The sequence below is a fragment of the Bradyrhizobium sp. AS23.2 genome, assembly GCF_001908185.1.
Taxonomy (GTDB): Bacteria; Pseudomonadota; Alphaproteobacteria; order Rhizobiales; family Xanthobacteraceae; genus Bradyrhizobium.
The window spans coordinates 54,576-72,507 of sequence record NZ_LGHM01000047.1; the positions used below are offsets into that span (position 1 = coordinate 54,576).

Below are 17,932 nucleotides of genomic sequence, written 5' to 3' on the forward strand. Positions count from 1 at the left end.
GCGATGGCGGCGCCGCCACGCGCACGCGATCCGCAATCGGTGCTGTTCGCCTGCGCGATGAACAGCGTGCGCTCGCCGATGGCCGAGAGCCTGCTGCAGCACATGTTCCCGCAAGGCCTGTACGTGAGGTCGGCCGGCGCCAGGAAAGGCGAGCTCGATCCGTTCGCGGTCACCGTGATGGCCGAACTCGGTCAGGACATCTCCGCCCACAAGCCGCAGACCTTCGAGGAGCTCGAGGACTGGGAGGGGCTGAATTTCGACCTCATCATCACGCTCTCGCCGGAAGCTCACCACAAGGCGCTGGACCTGACCCGCACGCTCGCTGCCGACGTCGAATACTGGCCGACGCAGGATCCCACCACCATCGAAGGCAGCCGCGACCAGAAGCTCGCCGCCTACCGCGAAGTCTGCGACCAGCTGTTGATGCGCATCCGCAGGCGCTTTGCGAAGGTGGGCGCGCCGAGCGGGTAGCTCTCGTGCCCCGGACGCAGCGCAGCGTGCAACGATGCGCTGCAGAGCGGGGCCCATCTCACCGTAAGCGCAAGCTCCTGGGTTCCGGCTCAGCGTCGCAGCATACGGGACGATGCTTCGCATCGCCCGGACATGCCGCGCCGCGTCCGGGACACAAGACCGGCGTAACACCCGCGTCACAGACTGCAGGCACACGCATGCCGGAAACCTCGAATCACCAAACCTCGGGTTCCCGGGTTGTGAAATCAGCCCCCTTCCGATAGGTTCCGCGCGCAATTCACCCCCTGCCCCGTCTCCCAAAATCACCTGATGCTCGGCCGCCCCAAATTCGTTCTTGCCTCCGGTTCGCCGCGGCGCCTGTCGCTGCTCAACCAGGCCGGCATCGAGCCGGACGCGCTCCGGCCGGCCGACGTCGACGAGACCCCGAGGCGGGGCGAGCTGCCGCGCGCCTGCGCCAATCGCCTGGCCCGCGCCAAGGCCGATGCGGCGCTCAAATCGGTGCAACTCGACGACGAGCTGCGCGGCGCCTTCATCCTCTCCGCCGACACGGTTGTCGCGGTCGGCCGCCGCATCCTGCCCAAGGCCAACCTCGTGGACGAGGCCGCGCAGTGCCTGCGGCTGCTGTCGGGCCGCAATCACCGCGTCTACACCGCGATCACCCTGGTGACGCCGCGCGAGGCCTTCCGCCAGCGCCTGGTCGAGACCCGCGTCCGCTTCAAGCGCCTCTCGGAGGACGATATCCAGGCCTATATCGGCTCCGGCGAATGGCGCGGCAAAGCCGGCGGCTACGCCGTGCAGGGCATCGCCGGCTCCTTCGTGGTGAAGATGGTCGGCTCCTACACCAACGTGGTCGGTTTGCCGCTCTACGAGACCACGACCCTGCTCGGCGGCGAGGGCTTTCCGGTCCGCTTCGGCTGGCTCAACTCCACCGCCGTGTGAGCGCCGCAGGCGGCGGGTCGGCTCGGCCTTACAAAAAAATTCGAAACAACCCCATGCAAAGTAGAATGGTCCCGCGGAACCTTGGCGGGCGCGCATGCGCTGCCGTCGGAGGAACCCCTTTGCCGTTAGGCACTTGAACCCCTTCACCTCGTGTAAGCTGCGCGATCATGGACGATCAGGTCAAAAAAACCGCTGGCCCGCTCAAAACCTGCCCGATCTGCGGCAAGCCGGCCGTGCATGCCACCCGCCCGTTCTGCTCCTCGCGCTGTCGCGACGTCGACCTGAACCGCTGGCTGAAAGGCTCCTACGTCATCCCCGGCCGCGACGACGACGTCGATGACGTTGAATAGCTGTGTTATATCAAATACTTGGATTTTTTTCGTCGCGCCTCTCGCCGCGCCAGGCCAGGCCCGCCTAACCTTGTGCACAGCCCAGCCGCGCCCCGCGAAGTCTTAGCGAAGCGTGGGTGGACATGCAGCCTTCAGCCCACTATAACCCGCCCGCTCGATGGGCCTTGGCCCCTCTCTTGGAGCACGCCCAGGTAGCTCAGTTGGTAGAGCATGCGACTGAAAATCGCAGTGTCGGTGGTTCGATTCCGCCCCTGGGCACCATTCCTGAACAGATCTGTGAACCCGAGGTTTGGGTTGGCACTGGGGTCCGAACGTGGACCGGATGTTGTCGAAATATCCGCCAGGTCACTTCCACAAACTCTTTGACCATGACGGGTGGGTCGGTGCAGCCGTGCAAACGCCACCGCAATCGGAAAACCGACCCACCATCAATCGCTTAAATGCTTATTCACGCGACTGCTTAATGTCGTTCTGACGAGATCGACGAACCGAAGCAGCAGTGGGTCGCTCGAGGTCCGTTTCCAGGCAAAATGGGCGAGCGAATGTGTTCGCGCTGCTTTCAGCTCCACGAAGGACACCCCGCGCAATCCCGTGTTCGCGAAACATCGGGGCACCAAGGCAACCCCCAGCCCCTTGGCGACAAGCAGAATGGCCGTAAGCCAATGACCGACCTCGAACGAGATGGTCGGCGAAAATCCCTCTCTCGCACAGATGCTGATAACCGTATCAAAATAGCCGGGCGAAATTTCCCGCGAGAACATCACGAATCGCTCATCCCTGAGAACTTTGACTTTGACGATCTCCGCGCCTGCAAGAGGATGGGACGACGGCAGGCACGCGACGAAATCCTCGTCGGCCATCAGCAGATGGTCGAGCTCCTCCACGGGGCCGCCCATGTGCAGGAAACCCGCAGCCAGTTCGCCGGACCGGATCGAACGGATCTGCTCGCCTGAGCTAAGTTCGCGAAGGATGACGGAAGCCTCGGGATGAGCTCTCCGATGGAGCGCAAGGAACTCCGGCATCCTCCTCAGCAACATTCCGCCCACGAAGCCGAGGCGGAGCACCCCACGTTCACCAGAAGCAACTCGCTGCGCGATTGAGCGCGCACGGTCCAACTGCGCGACAATCCGAAGTGCCTCCGGATAAAAGGCCGCTCCGACCGGCGTCAGAGAAACCAGCTTCGTACTCCTTTCGAAAAGAGGCGCGCCAATCTCTTCTTCGAGTTGCTTGATGGCGATGCTGAGAGGGGGCTGCGAGATCGCCAAGCGCGCCGCCGCGCGCCGGAAGTGAAGCTCCTCGGCGAGCACGATGAAATACTGCAACCGTCGCAATTCCATGTTGATACTCTTTATATATCAAATGAGTGTTTTTTTAAATTAGACAATATCAATGCGCTAGTGTCAATTTGCCGGCGGCTCGCATGGACTGGTTCAGCTTGGCCCACCAAGGAGACCGATGCTTCATCAAACTGTCAGGGATGGGTGCGCCGCGAGCAATATTCCGGACTTGCCCGGACAAAACTTGTCCAGGGCCGATCTTGATGGCCTGCTCAGACCGCACCTTATCGAGAGCGAGATCGGGTCGGCGTTATGCCATCTGCGCTGCGCCGCGATGAGGGTCTGGGTGTCGGCTCAACCTGGTCTTCGGCGTCGTCAATACGCGATTGATGTTTTGGAGCATCACCTCGCCCCAGTGCTTCATCGACTAAGCGGCATTTCTGCCGTCAAGAATTCAGGAAACGCCTCACAAGAAGGCCTCCACTCTGCCTAAGCAAACACCAACAAAACAAAAATGGGAGGAATCACCATGCGGCTTTTCGCGCCAACGCTTCTTGGACTTACAGCGTCCATTGCAGCGACTCTTACCGCTCTTCCGGCGAACGCGAGCAACTTTCCAAGCCGCGCGATCACCATGGTCGTGCCGTTTACCGCGGGCGGGCCGACCGACACCTTGGCTCGCATAGTTGCGAAAAGCATGCAAACTTCTCTTGGCCAGCCAGTTGTCGTCGAGAACAAACCCGGAGCTGGGGGAAACATCGGAGCTGTGGATGTCGTGAGGAAACCCGCGGACGGGTACACTATCCTGTTCGGTAGCTCGGGGCCTCTTTTCATCAATACAACACTGTACAAGAACGCCGGATTTGATCCGTTGAAAGATTTCACTCCCATCGCGTTAATCGGCGAAATGCCGAACGTGATGGTAGTCAACGCATCGTTTGGCCCCAGCAACCTTCCGGACTTCATGACCTATGCGAAGTCCCAGCCTCTTACCTACGCTTCATCTGGCTCTGGAAGTACCAACCACATAATTGGCTTCATGCTCGATAAGCAGGTCGGCGGGAAGATGGTACACGTACCTTATCGCGGCACGGCCCCGGCCGTGAATGACCTCATTGGCGATCATGTATCGTTCATGATTCTCGATGTCTTGACGGCTGTACCGTTCATCCAAAGCGGAGCTCTCAAAGCGCTCGGCATGCCCGGACTGTCGCGATCCGCCCTTCTGCCTGACGTGCCGACGTTTCAGGAACAGGGTATGCCGCCGATCAATCTCGGTTTGGGGTTCGGCATCGTCGGACCGCGTGGCATGGATGACGCAGTTGTCAACAAGCTCGATTCGGCGATCCAAGCCGCGCTGACCTCGACCGAGGTGAGCTCGCTGATGGCGAACCAAGGCGTTGAAGCGGCGAAGAACTCCAACCCCAAATCGTTTTCGAATTACATCGCACGCGAAGTCGGACGTTGGCGAGACGTCGTGCTGCAAACCGGTGCTGTGGCCGATTAAGTGCACTGTGGGATGACGACTTGACCATCTCCTGCATGGCGCGCCACGGGACAATGGTGCGATCAGTTCATGTCACATCGCTGCTAGCCAGCGGTAAATTGAAGACCTCCAGCGAAGCAAGAAGAGTCACAACATGCATCAATTCACCAAGCCTGAAATGAAAACGACAGCTGATCAGTCCGGCCTACTGGCGCCAGATACCTCGGGTACCAATTTTTACCGCGCCGACCCGTCACTGGCGGATCTGCTGCGAATCTATCTTTCCGAGAAACTGTTCAACCACATCGAACCGCAACTCGATAGGCTCGGTGAGTTGGTCGGTGGTCGGCTCGACGAATGCGGTCGCATGGCGGATCGCCACGTCCCAGTACTGCATCACCGCGACAAATTCGGTCGCGATGTGCAAACCATCGAGTATCATCCGGCCTATCGCGAACTCGAAAATGCAGCGTTCGGCGAATTCGGCATCCACGCGATGTCGCACCGTAAAGGCGTTCTCGGCTGGCCCGACGTTTATCCGGTGACGGCGAAGCATGCTTTCACGTTTCTGTTCAATCAGGCCGAATTTGGCATGGGTTGCCCGATCAATATTACGGACGGCGCAGCGAAACTGTTGTCGCGTTTCGGTGATGAAGCGCTGAAGGCGAAGTATCTCGACGGTCTGACGCAGACAGACATGAGCAAGTTGACGCAGGGCGCCCAGTTCATGACCGAAAAGGAAGGCGGATCTGATGTCGGCAAATTGACGACGATGGCGGTGCAGGAAGGTGATCACTGGCGGCTAACCGGCGACAAATGGTTCTGTTCCAATGCCGACGCCAAGGCCATCATGCTGCTGGCGCGGCCACAAGGCGCTGGCCCGGGCACGCGCGGCATCGGCCTGTTTTTGATGCCGCGTTTCCTCGACGATGGTTCGCCGAACCATTATCGCATTGTGCGTCTCAAGGATAAGTTGGGCACCCGCTCAATGGCCTCCGGCGAAATCAAGCTTGAGGGCGCCATCGCATATTCGGTGGGACGGCTCGATCGCGGCTTCGTGCAGATGGCTGAGATGGTCAACTCCTCGCGCCTTTCCAACGGCGTCAAATCCACCTCGCTGATGCGCCGTGCCTGGCATGATGCCATGGCGGTGGCGCGTGGCCGCGTGGTGTTCGGTAGCCGGATTTCCGATCTGCCGTTGGCGCGGCGGCAGTTGATGAAGATCATGCTGGCAACCGAGCAGGGGCTGTCGATGAGTTTCCTCACCGCCGATGCGCTGGATCGCGCCGAAGGCGGCAGCCAGGATGCTGCTGCGCTGCTGCGCATCCTGACGCCGACGTTGAAGTTCCGCGCCACCCGCGATGCCCGCAAGGTGTGCGGTGATGCGCTGGAGATGCGTGGTGGCATCGGCTACATTGAGGAGTTCGTGACGGCGCGGCTGTTGCGCGATGCGCATCTCGGCTCGATCTGGGAAGGCACCGGCAACATCGTTGCGCTCGATGCTCTGACCCGTGCGGTCGGCCGTCATGGCGCGGAATCCGTATTGGGTGCTGACCTGCATGCGCGGCTCGATGACAGCGCCGATGTGCCGCAGGCGTGGCGCGACAGGCTGCATGGCCTGACTGATCGCGCCATCGCGTTTGCGCGCGAGGTCGCACGGCATTCCGAGAACGAAGCGGATGCGCGCCGGGCAACTTCAGCATTGTATCACGTTGCTAGTGCCGTGATGCTGACATGGGAAGGTGCGCGAATTCATGCCATGCGCGGCGATGCGCGGCGCGTGTTGCTGTCGCGCGCGGTGATCGATCACCGTCTTGCGGCCAACGATCCCTTCAAGCTGATGACCGGCAGAGCCGAGCGCGCCATCGTCACCCATCTGCTCGATGATCATGCGCTCGGCATGGCCGATGTCGGCGAATTGCTAACAGCCGCCTAGGCTCTTTTCTCGATCGATGCGGTCATCTCGCTAGCGGCGAACACAAGGCGGTGCACCGGGGGTGGGCGTAGCAACGTACGTTTGCTTACGCCTCCCCCGCGACAGATGGCGGCTGTGTCGGTGTTTCAGCCGAACACCCCCGAACGGCGTGTGTCCGTGAACGATAAGCCTGCCAAGCTCTCTTTGACGAGGCCAAGCCGCTGACGGCGGCCTCTCCAGTTCACCAGTGGTGGAAACATTTCCCTGTCAATCTCATGCCCCGCTACACAAGGCGGAAATTTCTCTCTCAGTTGAGACGTTGATGGTGGAATGAAAAAGAATGGTGGTGAATCAAAGCTCGCATCTACCCTCAAGGGGATGATGGGAAACAGCGTTAGTTCGCTACGAGTTGGTAAATCTCCGATGAGGCCAGCACTGTCGCGAGCTCTGCCTTGGTTCCTCGACTTATTCGCTCTGCATAACTTCCAGGGAACTGCTCAAAGAGAAGCTCCTCAATCAACGACAAACGATTGAAGTTGGCTCCAGATGTCGTCAAGCGAAAGGTATCGCAGATAGATCAGACCGCTCTGCCGCACGTGGAGCGCGGCACGGATTAGCTTGCCGGTATCATAGAAAATAGTCGTACCAATTCTCCCCGGTTGCCACGGGTTATCCGGCCTAGGGAAGAAAAAGGAGGGCATAGGCTGGGCCCTATGCCTCTTCCTTGCCATCGATCTCATCCTTCAGGCGCCCGTTGACACGTCCCGCGAAGATGATGCACTACCCAGCGACACCTGCCGAATGCATCTCCCGGAACAGAGTTCAATACGGATCTCCCAAACGTGAGCGAAGGATAATTCGATGTCAGTCCCTGAGGTTGGAGACCGCACGGAGCAGGAGCTCTTACTGGATGTCGCGACGATCCGTGCCGGGGCACATTTGGTTGGTGACTTCAATCCCCTGCACCACGACGAGACTGTCGCCGCAAGCAGTCGTTTTGGCGGCATTATCGCCAGCGGTGCACATACTTCTGCGTTGCTTGCAGGTTTGGCGACAAGGGGCTTTGGTAAAAAGTCTGCGGACGACCGTGGGGGCGTTGGCGTGGATTACAGCGTCCAATTCCTCGCTCCCGCCCTTGCCGGCAGAACCTTCCGCATGGAGTGGAGTGTCGCAACACTCGAACGGAGGAAGTCCGGGACCATCGGGCGCCTCGAGGGAAAGATTGTGGACACTACCGACGATGTTACAGTCCTCACAGGCAAAATGACCGTCCTTTACTTCAGCTAGTTGGGATCACGCGGTGCCAACATAACTGCGGCATTTTCTTATTCCTTTCGGAGCATATTTTCTGGCTCCTGCGACACGCCGGTATTGAGGTTGTGAGGTAGCTAAACTCGCGAGACAGTTTTCCGGATCTTTTATCTGCGCAGGACACTCGCCTCGATCAACTGAGCATGTGATGTTGAGGCCACCTTCAGGTGGCCCAAACCACCGAGGTCGCGTTAGTGACCCCGGTGGCCGCCTTGATCGGCCCAATGCCTAAAGTCCCCGGCTTTGCCGGCAAAAGCGATCGGCCAGCGATTCACCGTAATTCAAATCCATGCACGCATCTAATACGGTGGCGAAGTGGATTGGCGCGCTCGAGGTGGATGGCAAGGGGATGAACCACACCGCGCATGAACTACGCCACGCGATGGCGGACAGACTGAGGGACGTGCAGTGTCCCGAGGACATTCGGCAGGCCATCGGCGAATGGGCTACCAAGGACATCCCATCGAAGTGTGGCAAGGGTTACAGCCTCAAGGTTTTGTCCGAGTGGCTCGCAAAGGTGACTATGTAAGGAGGTAGGCTATGGCGGTTATTTTTCCATGCTTTCGATGCGATGGTCGTGGCCTCTCCGTGGGCACATCAGATCAGCTCAAAAACTGCCCCAAGTGCAACGGGCGCGGGTGGCTGGAGAGCACGGAGTTTAATGATGAAGAGGTGCAGCAGTGGTTGCGCGAAACATCCGTGAATGTTTCGGAGGACCAGTAGCCGAGGTTGCACTGAGTACCGACACCCCGAACATCGTGATCGAACGGGGCAAGCGTGCGTACCAAAAGATCAAGGCGGATGCGGCGACTATGCGGGAAAACTGGAGGGCAGTTGGAGAGGCCCTCTTGGTGGGACGGAAGACGCACAAGGCTGACCGTGCGTTTGGTCGGTGGTGTGAGGAGAACTTTCCTGGCCTCAAGCCGCCATGATCGCGTTGACTTAATGTGGATGGCAGAGAACGTAGGTGTGTGGTCACTGCACACCACGGCCATCACTCCTGGGGAAATCCGCCGAGACCACAATGAGTCCCGCCGAACTGGTCCCTTTGCATCAGGCATCGAGCAAAGAGTTCGTCGCGAGGCCCCAGCTACGCGGAGCCCGCGGCAGAGCGCGCCTTTCCTTGCTGCGATTGCGCGCGAAACTGCCGCGGCGTGAACTCACTGTTGCGGGAAGTTTCGTCCTGGTCCTCGTCCGGGACCTGCGAAGAACATCAATTCTGAGCGCCGCCGGTGGTCCTCCCGCGCCCCAGCGCAAACTGCCCGACCGGGCCTTCGACGTGGAATTCGAGCCCCGTCATTCTCGCAAACAGATCGATGTTGTTGGTGCCGATGGCGCAGCCGCCGAGGCCCATGTCGGTCGCGGCCAGATAGAATGTCTGGATCAGGCTGCCGACGTCCTTCAGGATCAGCGAATAGGCGATCGAGCTGTATTTCCAGGCGATCCGCCCGAAGCGCGCGGCGATCGTGATCAGGATCTGCGGCGGGCCGGATGCGCCCATGGCAAACTCGGCCGCCATCGAAAGCGCGCGGAGTTGCTGGGCGGAGGCGTCGATCGCGACCAGCGCGTGGCCGCCGGCGTCGTAGTGATAAAGCCCGCGCGCCAGTCCCTCGCAGTTCGAGACCGCCAGGTACAACTCGAGCTCATACGCGCTGCCCGCCGCCGGATACGGCCGCGAGCTGTAGGCAACCTCGGGACCACCGTCGACATCTGCGCCACTCTTCCATTCCAACAACACGCGTGCGGTCGTGCCTAGAAACTGCGCGAGCTCGGCGAGCGTGACCGGGTGCTGGTCGTCGAAATCCCGCGTCGAATGGCGCTCGCGGAGCAGCTTCGCGAAGGGCGACATCGGCTCCGGCGGGGCGACGTTGTCGAGAGTGATCTTCCTGCCGGGCCAGGGCGGGCGCACCGCGGGCAGCGGCGGGGTGACGCCCGCATAGGCGTACGCGCCGCCGACCGGATCGGCATGCCGGCCCTCCGTGCTGCGCGTGTGAAACACGAGATCATGGAAATCCCAGAGAACGAGATTGCTATCGCCTTCGTTCACCCGAAGGCCGTCTCCGTCTTTCGCGCCGAGCTTGATCAGCATCTCGCTGTCGAGCAGCAATCCGAGCAGGTCGAGGTTCAGCGAGGCCATTTGCTTGCGAAGCTTGCTGATCTTTTGAGGCCGCGACAGCGCAGCAAGCGTGGCGGCGATGGCCGGATCGCAAATCCTAAACAGCGCGCCGGCGCGCGGCGATTCCAGCACCATCTCGTTGCCGCGCCGGCGCAGATAGGCAAAGCGCGACAATACGACGGTGTCGCCGCTCGCCAGCTTTGCGGGCTGCGGCCAGTATCCGGCGATCTGTGGCTCGATGACCACGAGGTCTTGCGCATCACGGGGAGAGAACAGGCGATAGTCGAGAAGCCCATGCTGCGCCAGTCGCTGCACCAGGACATGGAGCTGCTTCGCGAGGACGCTCTTGCCGGCAAGGGCGGCGAGCGGCAGGCCGGTGGCAATGTGCCCCGCGCGGTCGATCGCCGCCGCGGTGAATTGTCCGAGACTGACCGAATAATCGCCCGAGACCGCGGCGATGCTTCCGTCGGCCTGCATTTGCAGGGAGAAGCGGCCGTTCAGTCGGGCGGCAAGGATCGGTGCGGTCTTCCTGGTCGGCTTTTTCCGGGGAACGCGCAACGAGGCCAGCCTTCAGGTGTGTGGCAGGAACGGAGTCAGCTCGCTTTCCTGTCGCGGGCGATCCAGCAGCCCAAGCTTCACGGGCACATCGTAAAGCCGGCCGGGCCCGAAGCGGCGATAGAAATGCCGCAAGCCCGGAACGAGCACCCTGACGACGGGGACCTCGACATCGGGCCGCGTCTGGTCGAGCACGAGGAAATCGTATCCGGCTCGGATCGCGATCTCGACGCAGGCATTGACCTGGTCGCGCGTGTTGTCGTGAACCCTAAGGTCAGGCGCCGGCGGAAGAAGCGGATTGTCGCTGGGGATCAGGAACGGATAATCGTCCAGCCGCAGCGGCGTGACACCGTCAAGCGACGGCTTCTCGCCGCTGCCGCCGCCCATCATGCCGATCGACATGAACTGGGTCAGCTCGGTGAGGGAGCGCAGCAGGGCGATGCGACGATCGAAATGCGCGCCGGACCCGAATTCGATGTTTTCGTGTCCGTTCTGCATCCAGTGCGTGATCGCAACGTAGGAGGGAATGCCGAGATCGCTGGTGATGTCGAGCACCCAGAGCCGGCGCCCCGCATCGGCAAACTGGCTTTGAAGATCCCGCACGTAGGAATCCGCGAATTGCGTGAGGTCAACTTCGGCACGCCGCACGCGGTTGTACCACCAGATCGCGTAGGCATCGCGTTCGACCAGTTCGAGGAAGCCTTGAACGATGGCTTCCTCGCGGGTGTTGCCGGCCGCGCATCCATTGGAATCCGTGTGAAAGCCACCATAGAAGAAATACAAAAGGCCGGTCGGAAGATATTTGAACCGCTTGTCGCGCAACGACCAGACCGGCGACCACTCGGTCCTGGTCGAGGGATCGAACGGCTCGGGAACCGGATGTGAATCGTCGGCTTGCGGGACATGCCTGTTTTGAAACTGCATGTCGCTGAAGAACTGGACGTCGTTGGGAAGAAGGGCGTCACCGGGAGCGAAATCGGCAAAGCGGCGCGTCGTCCTGATCTCGTCCCCCTGGAAAATACCCGAGTAGCGCTCGATCGCCTCCATCAGCGCGCTGGCCTCGCCCTGCTCGGCCGTGGAGCCCTTGCCAAAACTGCCGCCGCTGAGGCCGGACCTGAGCTGGTCGACGTTCCAGGCCGGCGCCGAGAAATTGTGGTAGGCGAAAAAATTGGTGTTCATCGGCAGATCGGCCTCGATCCGCTCGAGCCGCGACACCACGCCGGTCAGCGGACTGACATGCTTGCGGAAGCGCGCCACGGTGGCCCGCGATGTCACGGTGCGGTATCCGCCGCTGGTCATGACGAGCTTTCTGCCCTCGGCAATCCCGATCGGCGCGGCGGCCCGTCGCGGATTCCGAAGCTTCTTGCTGCCACAGGTCCGACATTGCGGGCGTTTCGCGACGTAGTGCTTGGCGACGGCGGACCCGGTCAGGTCGAAGCTTGCAATGTGATCGCTGAGGTCGGTGCGAAATCCCGAGGCGATCGCTTTTGCGATTTCAACGGCAGCGAAGTGGATCGCGGTCTGTCCGACGGTGTCGCTGACCAAAGGCGATATCGCGACCGCTTGCGCTGCTCCGCGGTCGAGAAATCCCTTGATCTCGCGATTGCGGATCATGCGATCGAACAGGCAGGTCCAGCAGGCGCTCTCGCCCGGCTTGAACACAGGCCCCACCAGTGGAAACACGCCGGACGGCTGGACCAGCAGCCAGGGCGTCCCGTCGGCTACACGTTCCTCGTTCAATTCGCCGAGGTGTCCCTCGAGGTAGTCGTTCACAAGCGTGATGACGAGCCTGGGCGATCGCTTGGTGATATGAACCCCGAGCCTGCTCAACGCCGCGCTCAGTTCGCTCGCGCCTTTGACGTCGATCGATTCCACCCGCACAGGCCAGTTGCGGAGGTTCTCTTCGGCGATATCGGGAGGCAGGCCGAGGCTTGCCCAATATCCGTCAACGGCGCCTGCGTGCGATGCTCCGCTGACGACGTAGCGGCGGTCCAACAGCCGCCTGATCGCTTCCTCGATCTCGGCGACGGGAAAACTCTTCGAAAGCTGACGGATAATCTCCGGCGCAGCCTTGCCATTCTTTCCGATCGCGCTCGCCACGGCGCAATAGAGATCGCCGTGCAGGAAGAACTTGCGGTTCTCGGAATAGAGACAGACCACATTGGGAGGAAGCAGATAGGCGGTGAAGTTCGGTGCGAATCGCAAAATGCCCTTGCGGGTCTGCTTCGCTGCGCGGCTCTTCTTGACTGTCATCGGGTCAGCACGCTGATCCTGTTTCCGTCATGTCCGATTGCCGGCGCATGACGCACGCTTGGCCGGACCGGCTTGTGCGACAAGCTCGACCACCGGCTTCTTCCAACGAGTTGGAACACACTGGCGCGCCATCGGCAAGCTGAGGAGCCAGGCGAAGCGCAAACAGAAAAATGGCCGGGTCGTTCGCGAGCCCGGCCAATGAAATTGCGACCTGTCGACATCCAGTCAGGGAGCGCTAACTCCTAGCACCAGCGGCAGCGGCCCCACGATGCGCAGCACCCTGCGCATGACACCCACGGCACGCCTATCCCAATCCAGCCAACGCCGCAGCCGCCACAGCCACCACAACCGACGCCGCAGCGGCAGGCTCTGCAGCCTGCGCAGGCTCTGCAGCCACCGCAACCTCTGGCCGCGCAGCCACGGCAACCGCCGCAGCCATGACAACCACCGCATCCCCGCGCGAGCAGCACGCCGCTCAAGCTTCTTTCATCGCTGGCGAGATGGAAGGTGGCGAGGCTGACGTCGGCGAGTTCTTCCTCGCTGAGCGCTGTGAACTGGCCGGGCGTGAAGTTCGGTCTTTGTTGAGGCTCGCCTGTCGGCACTGCGGACGCCATCGCGCTTCCCGCCAGCGAAAAAGTCAGTCCAGCGACTCCGAGCGCCGGTACTGCGGCTTTGGTCATTCGCTTCTGTTTCGAAGCTTGCTTCGTCCGCTGCATGGCCGCATCCTCCATTGTTGGAAGAACGATCTCGTTGAATGATCCTACGCCGAGCAATCAAAGCGGGCAAGATTCACGTGAACACGAAATGTAATGGGACTCGTTCAGATTGTATTCATCTTCATGAATGACATCGCGTTCATGAATGACATCGCGGCAAATTTGTCGATGATACCGAGCGGCGAGGCATGATGCAGTGCGCAATCGTCTGCCCGCCCGAACGGGGAAGCTAGCTTGGCCGATCAACCCGGACCCTTCGTTTGGTATGAGCTTCTGACGACGGACATGCCGTCGGCGGCCGCTTTTTACGCCGAGGTTGTCGGCTGGGCTGTGAAAGATGCGTCGGGCCCGGAATTGGCCTACACGCTGCTGACTGCAGGCGACGCTCCGGTCGTCGGGCTCATGGCTCTCCCTGAAGAGGGGGTGCGAATGGGAGCAACGCCGAGATGGCTCGGCTACGTTGCCGTGGACGACATGGATGCAAGGGCCGCACAAATCCGCCGGCTTGGCGGCGCCATCCTGGTCTCGCCGACCGACAGCAACATCGGCCGCATTGCGGTGGTCGCCGATCCGCAAGGAGCGACGTTTGCGCTTGTCACCGGGCTGACATATGGCGGGTCGCAGCCGGGCGGATTGGACGAGCCCGGGCGCGTGGGCTGGCACGAGCTGCTGGCCGAAGACCGAGGCAGGATCTTTCCGTTTTACGGTGAGCTTCTTGGCTGGCAAAAGGCCCCCGATGGAAGCGATCAGGCGAGCGTGTATGAATTGTTTTCGGCGGCCGGGCAGACGATCGGCGGCATGCTCACCAAGCTTCCGAGCGTATCGCATGCGTCTTGGCTCTATTACTTCAATGTAGATGACGTCGGCGCGGCGGCCATGCGGGTCAAGGCTGGCGGAGGCCGGATTCTCCTGGGGCCGATCGAGTTGCCCGATGGTTGCTGGATCGTGCGATGTGTCGATCCCCAAGGCGCCCTGTTTGCGCTGCAGGGGGCGTGGGATCAGAAAGGCATCGAGCGATCCTCCGCCTCGGAAGTCAGTTGGTCCGCCAAGTGGGGCGGGATTGCTTCACGGGGCAGGGTGGTGCTTCCCAAGACGAAGCGCTAGCGCGCCGGCGGCTCGTATCAAGTTGCAGAATTCAACGATGCAACTTCGCTGCCGCGTGGTATCCTTCCACCGGGGATGGAATTGACTGTCCCCATATTTGGAAGGACAGATCCATGAGAATCTCGTCTCTCTTCCTTGCGCGTCCAGCCGTCGCAATCTCGTCGGCCGCACTGCTGCTGTGCGGCCCGGCAATGTCTCAACCGACACCCCTGGCCGGTGCCGACACCCAGCTTCCCGGAGTCACTGTCGAAGCGCAGAAGCAAGCGGCGAGGCCTCACAGGCCGGCGCATCACACCGCAAGCCGCAGCACCGGATATCGCACAGCGCCGATCGTGTCGCCGGCCGCGGCGGCGCCGATGTCGGATGCCGCGAAGCTTGCCAAGCTCGAACGCGAAACGGGCAGTTGCGTCGGCGGTTGCCAATCGAGCTTCAGGCACGGCAATCAGCCCTGGGTCGGCTGCAACGCTTCGGGCGGCGTGTATTCGTTCACGTGCCGAAACGTCGGCAACTACAAGACCTACGACGAATGCAAGGAGGCCGGACGGATCACCGGCTGGCGATCCGGTGAAACCTCGGCGTATTGCAGCAGCCTGGCGTTGAAGTAGGAGACGGCGAGGCCGGGGCGGGCCCGGATTTCGAGGGCTCGGATTCAAGGGCCGACAACTCGTGATGCGGGCTTTGGTTCCAATTCGGTAGTTTCGCGCCGCCCTTGTGCTATTGCTTCTCTCCGCAACGATGCGAGGGTCCCATGCTCCCCATTCCCGCCGACATCTTCACCGAACCCGAGGACGTCTCGCCCGACGGGCTTGCCAATCTCGGCCCGCTCCGCCGTCTTGCCGGCGTCTGGCAGGCGGACAAGGGCATCGACATCAATCCGAAGGCGGAGGGGCCGGAGCGGCGGGTGTTCATCGAGCACATCCGCATGGACCCGATCGATCCGCAGGCCAACGGGCCGCAGCTGTTCTACGGGCTGCGCTATCACATCCATATCAACACGCCTGAAGAGGACATCACCTTCCACGACCAGGTCGGCTACTGGCTGTGGGAGCCGGCGACCGGGCTGATCATGCAGACGCTGGCGATTCCGCGCGGCCAGGTGCTGCTGGCCTCAGGCAAGGCCAAGCCGGATGACAGGACAATCTCCGTCACGGCGAAGCGCGGCGACACTGATTACGGCATCTGCTCGACCGATTTTCTGGAACAGGCCTTCCGCACCGACAGTTACCGCTGTGACATCACCTTCAACGAGGACGGAAGCTGGACCTATCTGATCCAGACCGAGCTTTTCGTGCGCGGCGCGCCGTTCAATCATCACGACAGCAACACGCTCAAGCTTGTGGCGCCGCCAAAGCTCAATCCGCTGGCGGTGATCGTGAACGATCGCGACAAGAACGATCGCGACAAGGGTGGCGCAAAGCCCGCTTGAGAAGCAGCCCGGAGAACTTGCATGAAGCCTTACGTCATCTGTCTGATGCACTCCAGCCTGGATGGCCGCACGCATCCCAGTCGCTGGCGTCCGAAGGGCGCAGGCACGGACTGGTTCGAGAAAATTCATGACGAGCTTGGCGGCAATGCCTGGGTCATCGGCCGCGTTACCGGTTCGGAGTTCGCCAGGGGCAAGCCTTATGCCGAGACGTCGAGCGAGAAACTTCCCCGCGAGAACTGGTTCGCGCGGCGCGATGCCAAAACCTACGGCGTCGTGCTCGACGCGCATGGCAAGATCGGCTGGGGGCGTTCGGACATTGGTGGCGATCCGATCGTCGTGGTGCTGACGGAGAGCGTGCCGGATTCTCATCTGGCCGGTCTCCGCGGCGAGGGCGTGTCCTATATCTTCGCCGGCAAGTCCGAGATCGACCTGGCGCTGACGCTTCATATTCTCAATCGCGAGCTCGGCGTGAAGCGCTTGCTGGTGGAGGGCGGTGGCGTCGCCAATGGCGCATTCCTTCGCGCCGGTCTGATCGACGAATTCAATTTGATCCTCAGTCCTGCGATCGATGGCGCCAGGGGGGCACCCTTCGTGTTCGACTCGACGGACGCCGAGAGCGACCAGCGTGCGCCGCTGACCGCGATGACGCTGGAGAGCACGCGGCAGCTCGGCGGCGGTGTCTTGTTGCTGCGCTATCTGATCCAGAACGAACCGCAAGCCGCGCGCCAATAAAGCATCCTCATGTCGGGAAGATCGGAGCACATCGTCATCGTCGGTGCCGGCGTGGCCGGGCTGATGGCGGCGCGCGAGCTGGCACGCGCCGGCAGGAAGGTGACGATCCTGGAGGCGCGCGAGCGCTGCGGCGGGCGCATCCATCCGCTGCCGGCGTCAGAGTTCGGCTACTCCGCTGATCTCGGCGCCGAATTCGTCCATGGCGAGGCGCCGGTGACGCGCGGCCTCGCGCGCGAGGCCGCGCTGCCGGTGCGGGTAATCGCGGGCGCGCAATGGAGTTATGACGGAGTGGGGTTCTTACGTGGGAGCCCGCGTGATCCGTATGACGAAGGGCTCCATGCCGCGCTGAAGAATCTCACGGACGATCTCAGCGTCGCCGATTTCCTGCGCCGTCATTTTGCCGGACCGGAGCACGACCGCTTGCGGCATGCGGTCGAACGCATGGTCGAGGGCTATGATGCGGCCGACCCCGCGCGCGCCTCGACGCTGGCGCTGCGCGAGGAGTGGATGAATGGCGGGCACGCGACGCAGGCGCGCATCGTCGGCGGCTATGGTGGCCTGATCGAATTCCTGGCGGCCGAGTGCCTCAGGCTTGGCGTTGCGATCCACTTTGGCTGCGTGGTGTCGGCCATCGTGGAGGCCGGCGGCGCGGTGGCGGTCCGCTGCGCGAGCGGCGATGTGCAGAGCTGCGATCGCGTGATCCTCACGGTGCCGCTGCCGCTGCTGCGCGAGATCGCACTGCCTGCAGCCGCTCGCGCGAAGGCCGCCGCCGCCGACGACATCGGCTTCGGCAGCGTGATCAAGATCCTGCTGCGTTTCGCGCGGCCATGGTGGCGCGAGCGGAGGGAAGAGCTCGCCGACATGATCTTCCTGCTGTCGGACGAGACGATCCCGGTGTGGTGGACGCGGTATCCGGACCAGCATCACGTGCTCACCGGCTGGTTCGGCGGTCCGCGGACGGCGGAGCTGTCGCACCTCGATCCGCAGGGGCTGGTCGATGCCGGGCTTGACTCGCTCGCCGCCATCTTCAAACGGCCGCGCGAGGACCTCGCGCGCGATCTCGTCGCATCCGCGGCGGCGAACTGGGCCCACGATCGCTTTGCCCGCGACGCCTATTCCTGGGCGACGCCGCGGTCGCGTGCGGCGCAGACGATCCTCGCGCATGCCGACGGCCCGGTGCTGTTCTCAGGCGAAGCGCTCTATCGCGGCCGCGACATGGGCACGGTCGAGGCGGCGCTGGCGAGCGGGCTGGAGACGGCGGGGATTATTTTGCAGGGTTAA

Annotated in this window: 16 protein-coding genes and 1 tRNA gene; 14 read left to right on the top strand and 3 right to left on the bottom strand. The window is 62.0% G+C overall.

Annotated elements, in window-relative coordinates; genetic code table 11:
• Positions 1-3 precede the first annotated feature (3 nt).
• From AC630_RS11010 to AC630_RS11025, 4 genes are all read left to right on the top strand, one after another.
• Positions 4-471, top strand: coding sequence for an arsenate-mycothiol transferase ArsC (locus AC630_RS11010; protein WP_074118559.1), 468 nt, complete (start codon positions 4-6; stop codon positions 469-471).
• A 309-nt stretch (positions 472-780) separates the two neighbouring features.
• Positions 781-1,410 carry a Maf-like protein gene (locus AC630_RS11015; RefSeq protein WP_074118560.1) on the top strand — a complete coding sequence of 210 codons (630 nt, stop codon included), beginning with the start codon at positions 781-783 and terminating at the stop codon, positions 1,408-1,410.
• A gap of 167 nt (positions 1,411-1,577) precedes the next feature.
• Positions 1,578-1,760 carry a DNA gyrase inhibitor YacG gene (gene yacG, locus AC630_RS11020; protein WP_074118561.1) on the top strand — a complete coding sequence of 61 codons (183 nt, stop codon included), beginning with the start codon at positions 1,578-1,580 and terminating at the stop codon, positions 1,758-1,760.
• 185 nt (positions 1,761-1,945) lie between these two features.
• Positions 1,946-2,021: transfer RNA gene (locus AC630_RS11025), tRNA-Phe, on the top strand.
• Between the two features lie 167 nt (positions 2,022-2,188).
• Here the strand turns inward: AC630_RS11025 and AC630_RS11030 are convergent.
• On the bottom strand, positions 2,189-3,097 hold the full coding sequence (locus AC630_RS11030; RefSeq protein ID WP_074118562.1) for a LysR family transcriptional regulator: 909 nt from the start codon (positions 3,095-3,097) through the stop codon (positions 2,189-2,191).
• Between the two features lie 469 nt (positions 3,098-3,566).
• Between AC630_RS11030 and AC630_RS11035 the strand changes: the two genes are divergently transcribed.
• From AC630_RS11035 to AC630_RS11055, 4 genes are all read left to right on the top strand, one after another.
• Positions 3,567-4,544, top strand: coding sequence for a Bug family tripartite tricarboxylate transporter substrate binding protein (locus AC630_RS11035; RefSeq protein WP_074118563.1), 978 nt, complete (start codon positions 3,567-3,569; stop codon positions 4,542-4,544).
• 133 nt (positions 4,545-4,677) lie between these two features.
• Positions 4,678-6,459: an acyl-CoA dehydrogenase family protein gene (locus AC630_RS11040; RefSeq protein WP_074118564.1), complete on the top strand. Its 1,782-nt coding sequence runs from the start codon at positions 4,678-4,680 to the stop codon at positions 6,457-6,459.
• A gap of 840 nt (positions 6,460-7,299) precedes the next feature.
• Complete coding sequence (locus AC630_RS11050) at positions 7,300-7,725, top strand: MaoC family dehydratase (protein ID WP_074118566.1); 426 nt, start codon at positions 7,300-7,302, stop codon at positions 7,723-7,725.
• A 313-nt stretch (positions 7,726-8,038) separates the two neighbouring features.
• The gene (locus AC630_RS11055; RefSeq protein WP_074118567.1) at positions 8,039-8,278 is read left to right on the top strand and encodes a hypothetical protein; all 240 of its coding nucleotides are present in this window, start codon (positions 8,039-8,041) and stop codon (positions 8,276-8,278) included.
• Between the two features lie 684 nt (positions 8,279-8,962).
• On the opposite strand, the gene AC630_RS11060 is transcribed toward AC630_RS11055, so the two are convergent.
• Positions 8,963-10,342 carry a SagB/ThcOx family dehydrogenase gene (locus AC630_RS11060; RefSeq protein WP_074118568.1) on the bottom strand — a complete coding sequence of 460 codons (1,380 nt, stop codon included), beginning with the start codon at positions 10,340-10,342 and terminating at the stop codon, positions 8,963-8,965.
• Positions 10,343-10,435: 93 nt separating this feature from the next.
• Positions 10,436-12,673 carry a TOMM precursor leader peptide-binding protein gene (locus tag AC630_RS11065; protein WP_074118569.1) on the bottom strand — a complete coding sequence of 746 codons (2,238 nt, stop codon included), beginning with the start codon at positions 12,671-12,673 and terminating at the stop codon, positions 10,436-10,438.
• 437 nt (positions 12,674-13,110) lie between these two features.
• On the opposite strand from AC630_RS11065, the gene AC630_RS45355 reads away from it, so the two are divergent.
• The 6 genes from AC630_RS45355 (at position 13,111) to AC630_RS11090 (ending at position 17,932) form a co-directional block, all read left to right on the top strand.
• Positions 13,111-13,431, top strand: coding sequence for a hypothetical protein (locus AC630_RS45355; RefSeq protein ID WP_167561172.1), 321 nt, complete (start codon positions 13,111-13,113; stop codon positions 13,429-13,431).
• A gap of 192 nt (positions 13,432-13,623) precedes the next feature.
• Positions 13,624-14,493, top strand: coding sequence for a VOC family protein (locus AC630_RS11070; protein ID WP_074118570.1), 870 nt, complete (start codon positions 13,624-13,626; stop codon positions 14,491-14,493).
• A 113-nt stretch (positions 14,494-14,606) separates the two neighbouring features.
• On the top strand, positions 14,607-15,098 hold the full coding sequence (locus tag AC630_RS11075) for a hypothetical protein (RefSeq protein WP_074118571.1): 492 nt from the start codon (positions 14,607-14,609) through the stop codon (positions 15,096-15,098).
• Between the two features lie 143 nt (positions 15,099-15,241).
• On the top strand, positions 15,242-15,919 hold the full coding sequence (locus AC630_RS11080; RefSeq protein ID WP_074118572.1) for an FABP family protein: 678 nt from the start codon (positions 15,242-15,244) through the stop codon (positions 15,917-15,919).
• Positions 15,920-15,940: 21 nt separating this feature from the next.
• Positions 15,941-16,651 carry a RibD family protein gene (locus tag AC630_RS11085; RefSeq protein WP_074118573.1) on the top strand — a complete coding sequence of 237 codons (711 nt, stop codon included), beginning with the start codon at positions 15,941-15,943 and terminating at the stop codon, positions 16,649-16,651.
• A 9-nt stretch (positions 16,652-16,660) separates the two neighbouring features.
• Positions 16,661-17,932 carry a flavin monoamine oxidase family protein gene (locus tag AC630_RS11090; protein WP_074118574.1) on the top strand — a complete coding sequence of 424 codons (1,272 nt, stop codon included), beginning with the start codon at positions 16,661-16,663 and terminating at the stop codon, positions 17,930-17,932.

Excerpts from the sequence above, each read along its gene's own strand:
- AC630_RS11010 (WP_074118559.1), top strand. The coding sequence starts at position 4 with ATGGCGGCGCCGCCACGCGCACGCGATCCGCAATCGGTGCTGTTCGCC.
- AC630_RS11015 (WP_074118560.1), top strand. The coding sequence starts at position 781 with ATGCTCGGCCGCCCCAAATTCGTTCTTGCCTCCGGTTCGCCGCGGCGC.
- yacG (WP_074118561.1), top strand. The coding sequence starts at position 1,578 with ATGGACGATCAGGTCAAAAAAACCGCTGGCCCGCTCAAAACCTGCCCG.
- AC630_RS11030 (WP_074118562.1), bottom strand. The coding sequence starts at position 3,097 with ATGGAATTGCGACGGTTGCAGTATTTCATCGTGCTCGCCGAGGAGCTT.
- AC630_RS11035 (WP_074118563.1), top strand. The coding sequence starts at position 3,567 with ATGCGGCTTTTCGCGCCAACGCTTCTTGGACTTACAGCGTCCATTGCA.
- AC630_RS11040 (WP_074118564.1), top strand. The coding sequence starts at position 4,678 with ATGCATCAATTCACCAAGCCTGAAATGAAAACGACAGCTGATCAGTCC.
- AC630_RS11050 (WP_074118566.1), top strand. The coding sequence starts at position 7,300 with ATGTCAGTCCCTGAGGTTGGAGACCGCACGGAGCAGGAGCTCTTACTG.
- AC630_RS11055 (WP_074118567.1), top strand. The coding sequence starts at position 8,039 with ATGCACGCATCTAATACGGTGGCGAAGTGGATTGGCGCGCTCGAGGTG.
- AC630_RS11060 (WP_074118568.1), bottom strand. The coding sequence starts at position 10,342 with ATGCAGGCCGACGGAAGCATCGCCGCGGTCTCGGGCGATTATTCGGTC.
- AC630_RS11065 (WP_074118569.1), bottom strand. The coding sequence starts at position 12,673 with ATGACAGTCAAGAAGAGCCGCGCAGCGAAGCAGACCCGCAAGGGCATT.
- AC630_RS45355 (WP_167561172.1), top strand. The coding sequence starts at position 13,111 with ATGACAACCACCGCATCCCCGCGCGAGCAGCACGCCGCTCAAGCTTCT.
- AC630_RS11075 (WP_074118571.1), top strand. The coding sequence starts at position 14,607 with ATGAGAATCTCGTCTCTCTTCCTTGCGCGTCCAGCCGTCGCAATCTCG.
- AC630_RS11080 (WP_074118572.1), top strand. The coding sequence starts at position 15,242 with ATGCTCCCCATTCCCGCCGACATCTTCACCGAACCCGAGGACGTCTCG.
- AC630_RS11085 (WP_074118573.1), top strand. The coding sequence starts at position 15,941 with ATGAAGCCTTACGTCATCTGTCTGATGCACTCCAGCCTGGATGGCCGC.
- AC630_RS11090 (WP_074118574.1), top strand. The coding sequence starts at position 16,661 with ATGTCGGGAAGATCGGAGCACATCGTCATCGTCGGTGCCGGCGTGGCC.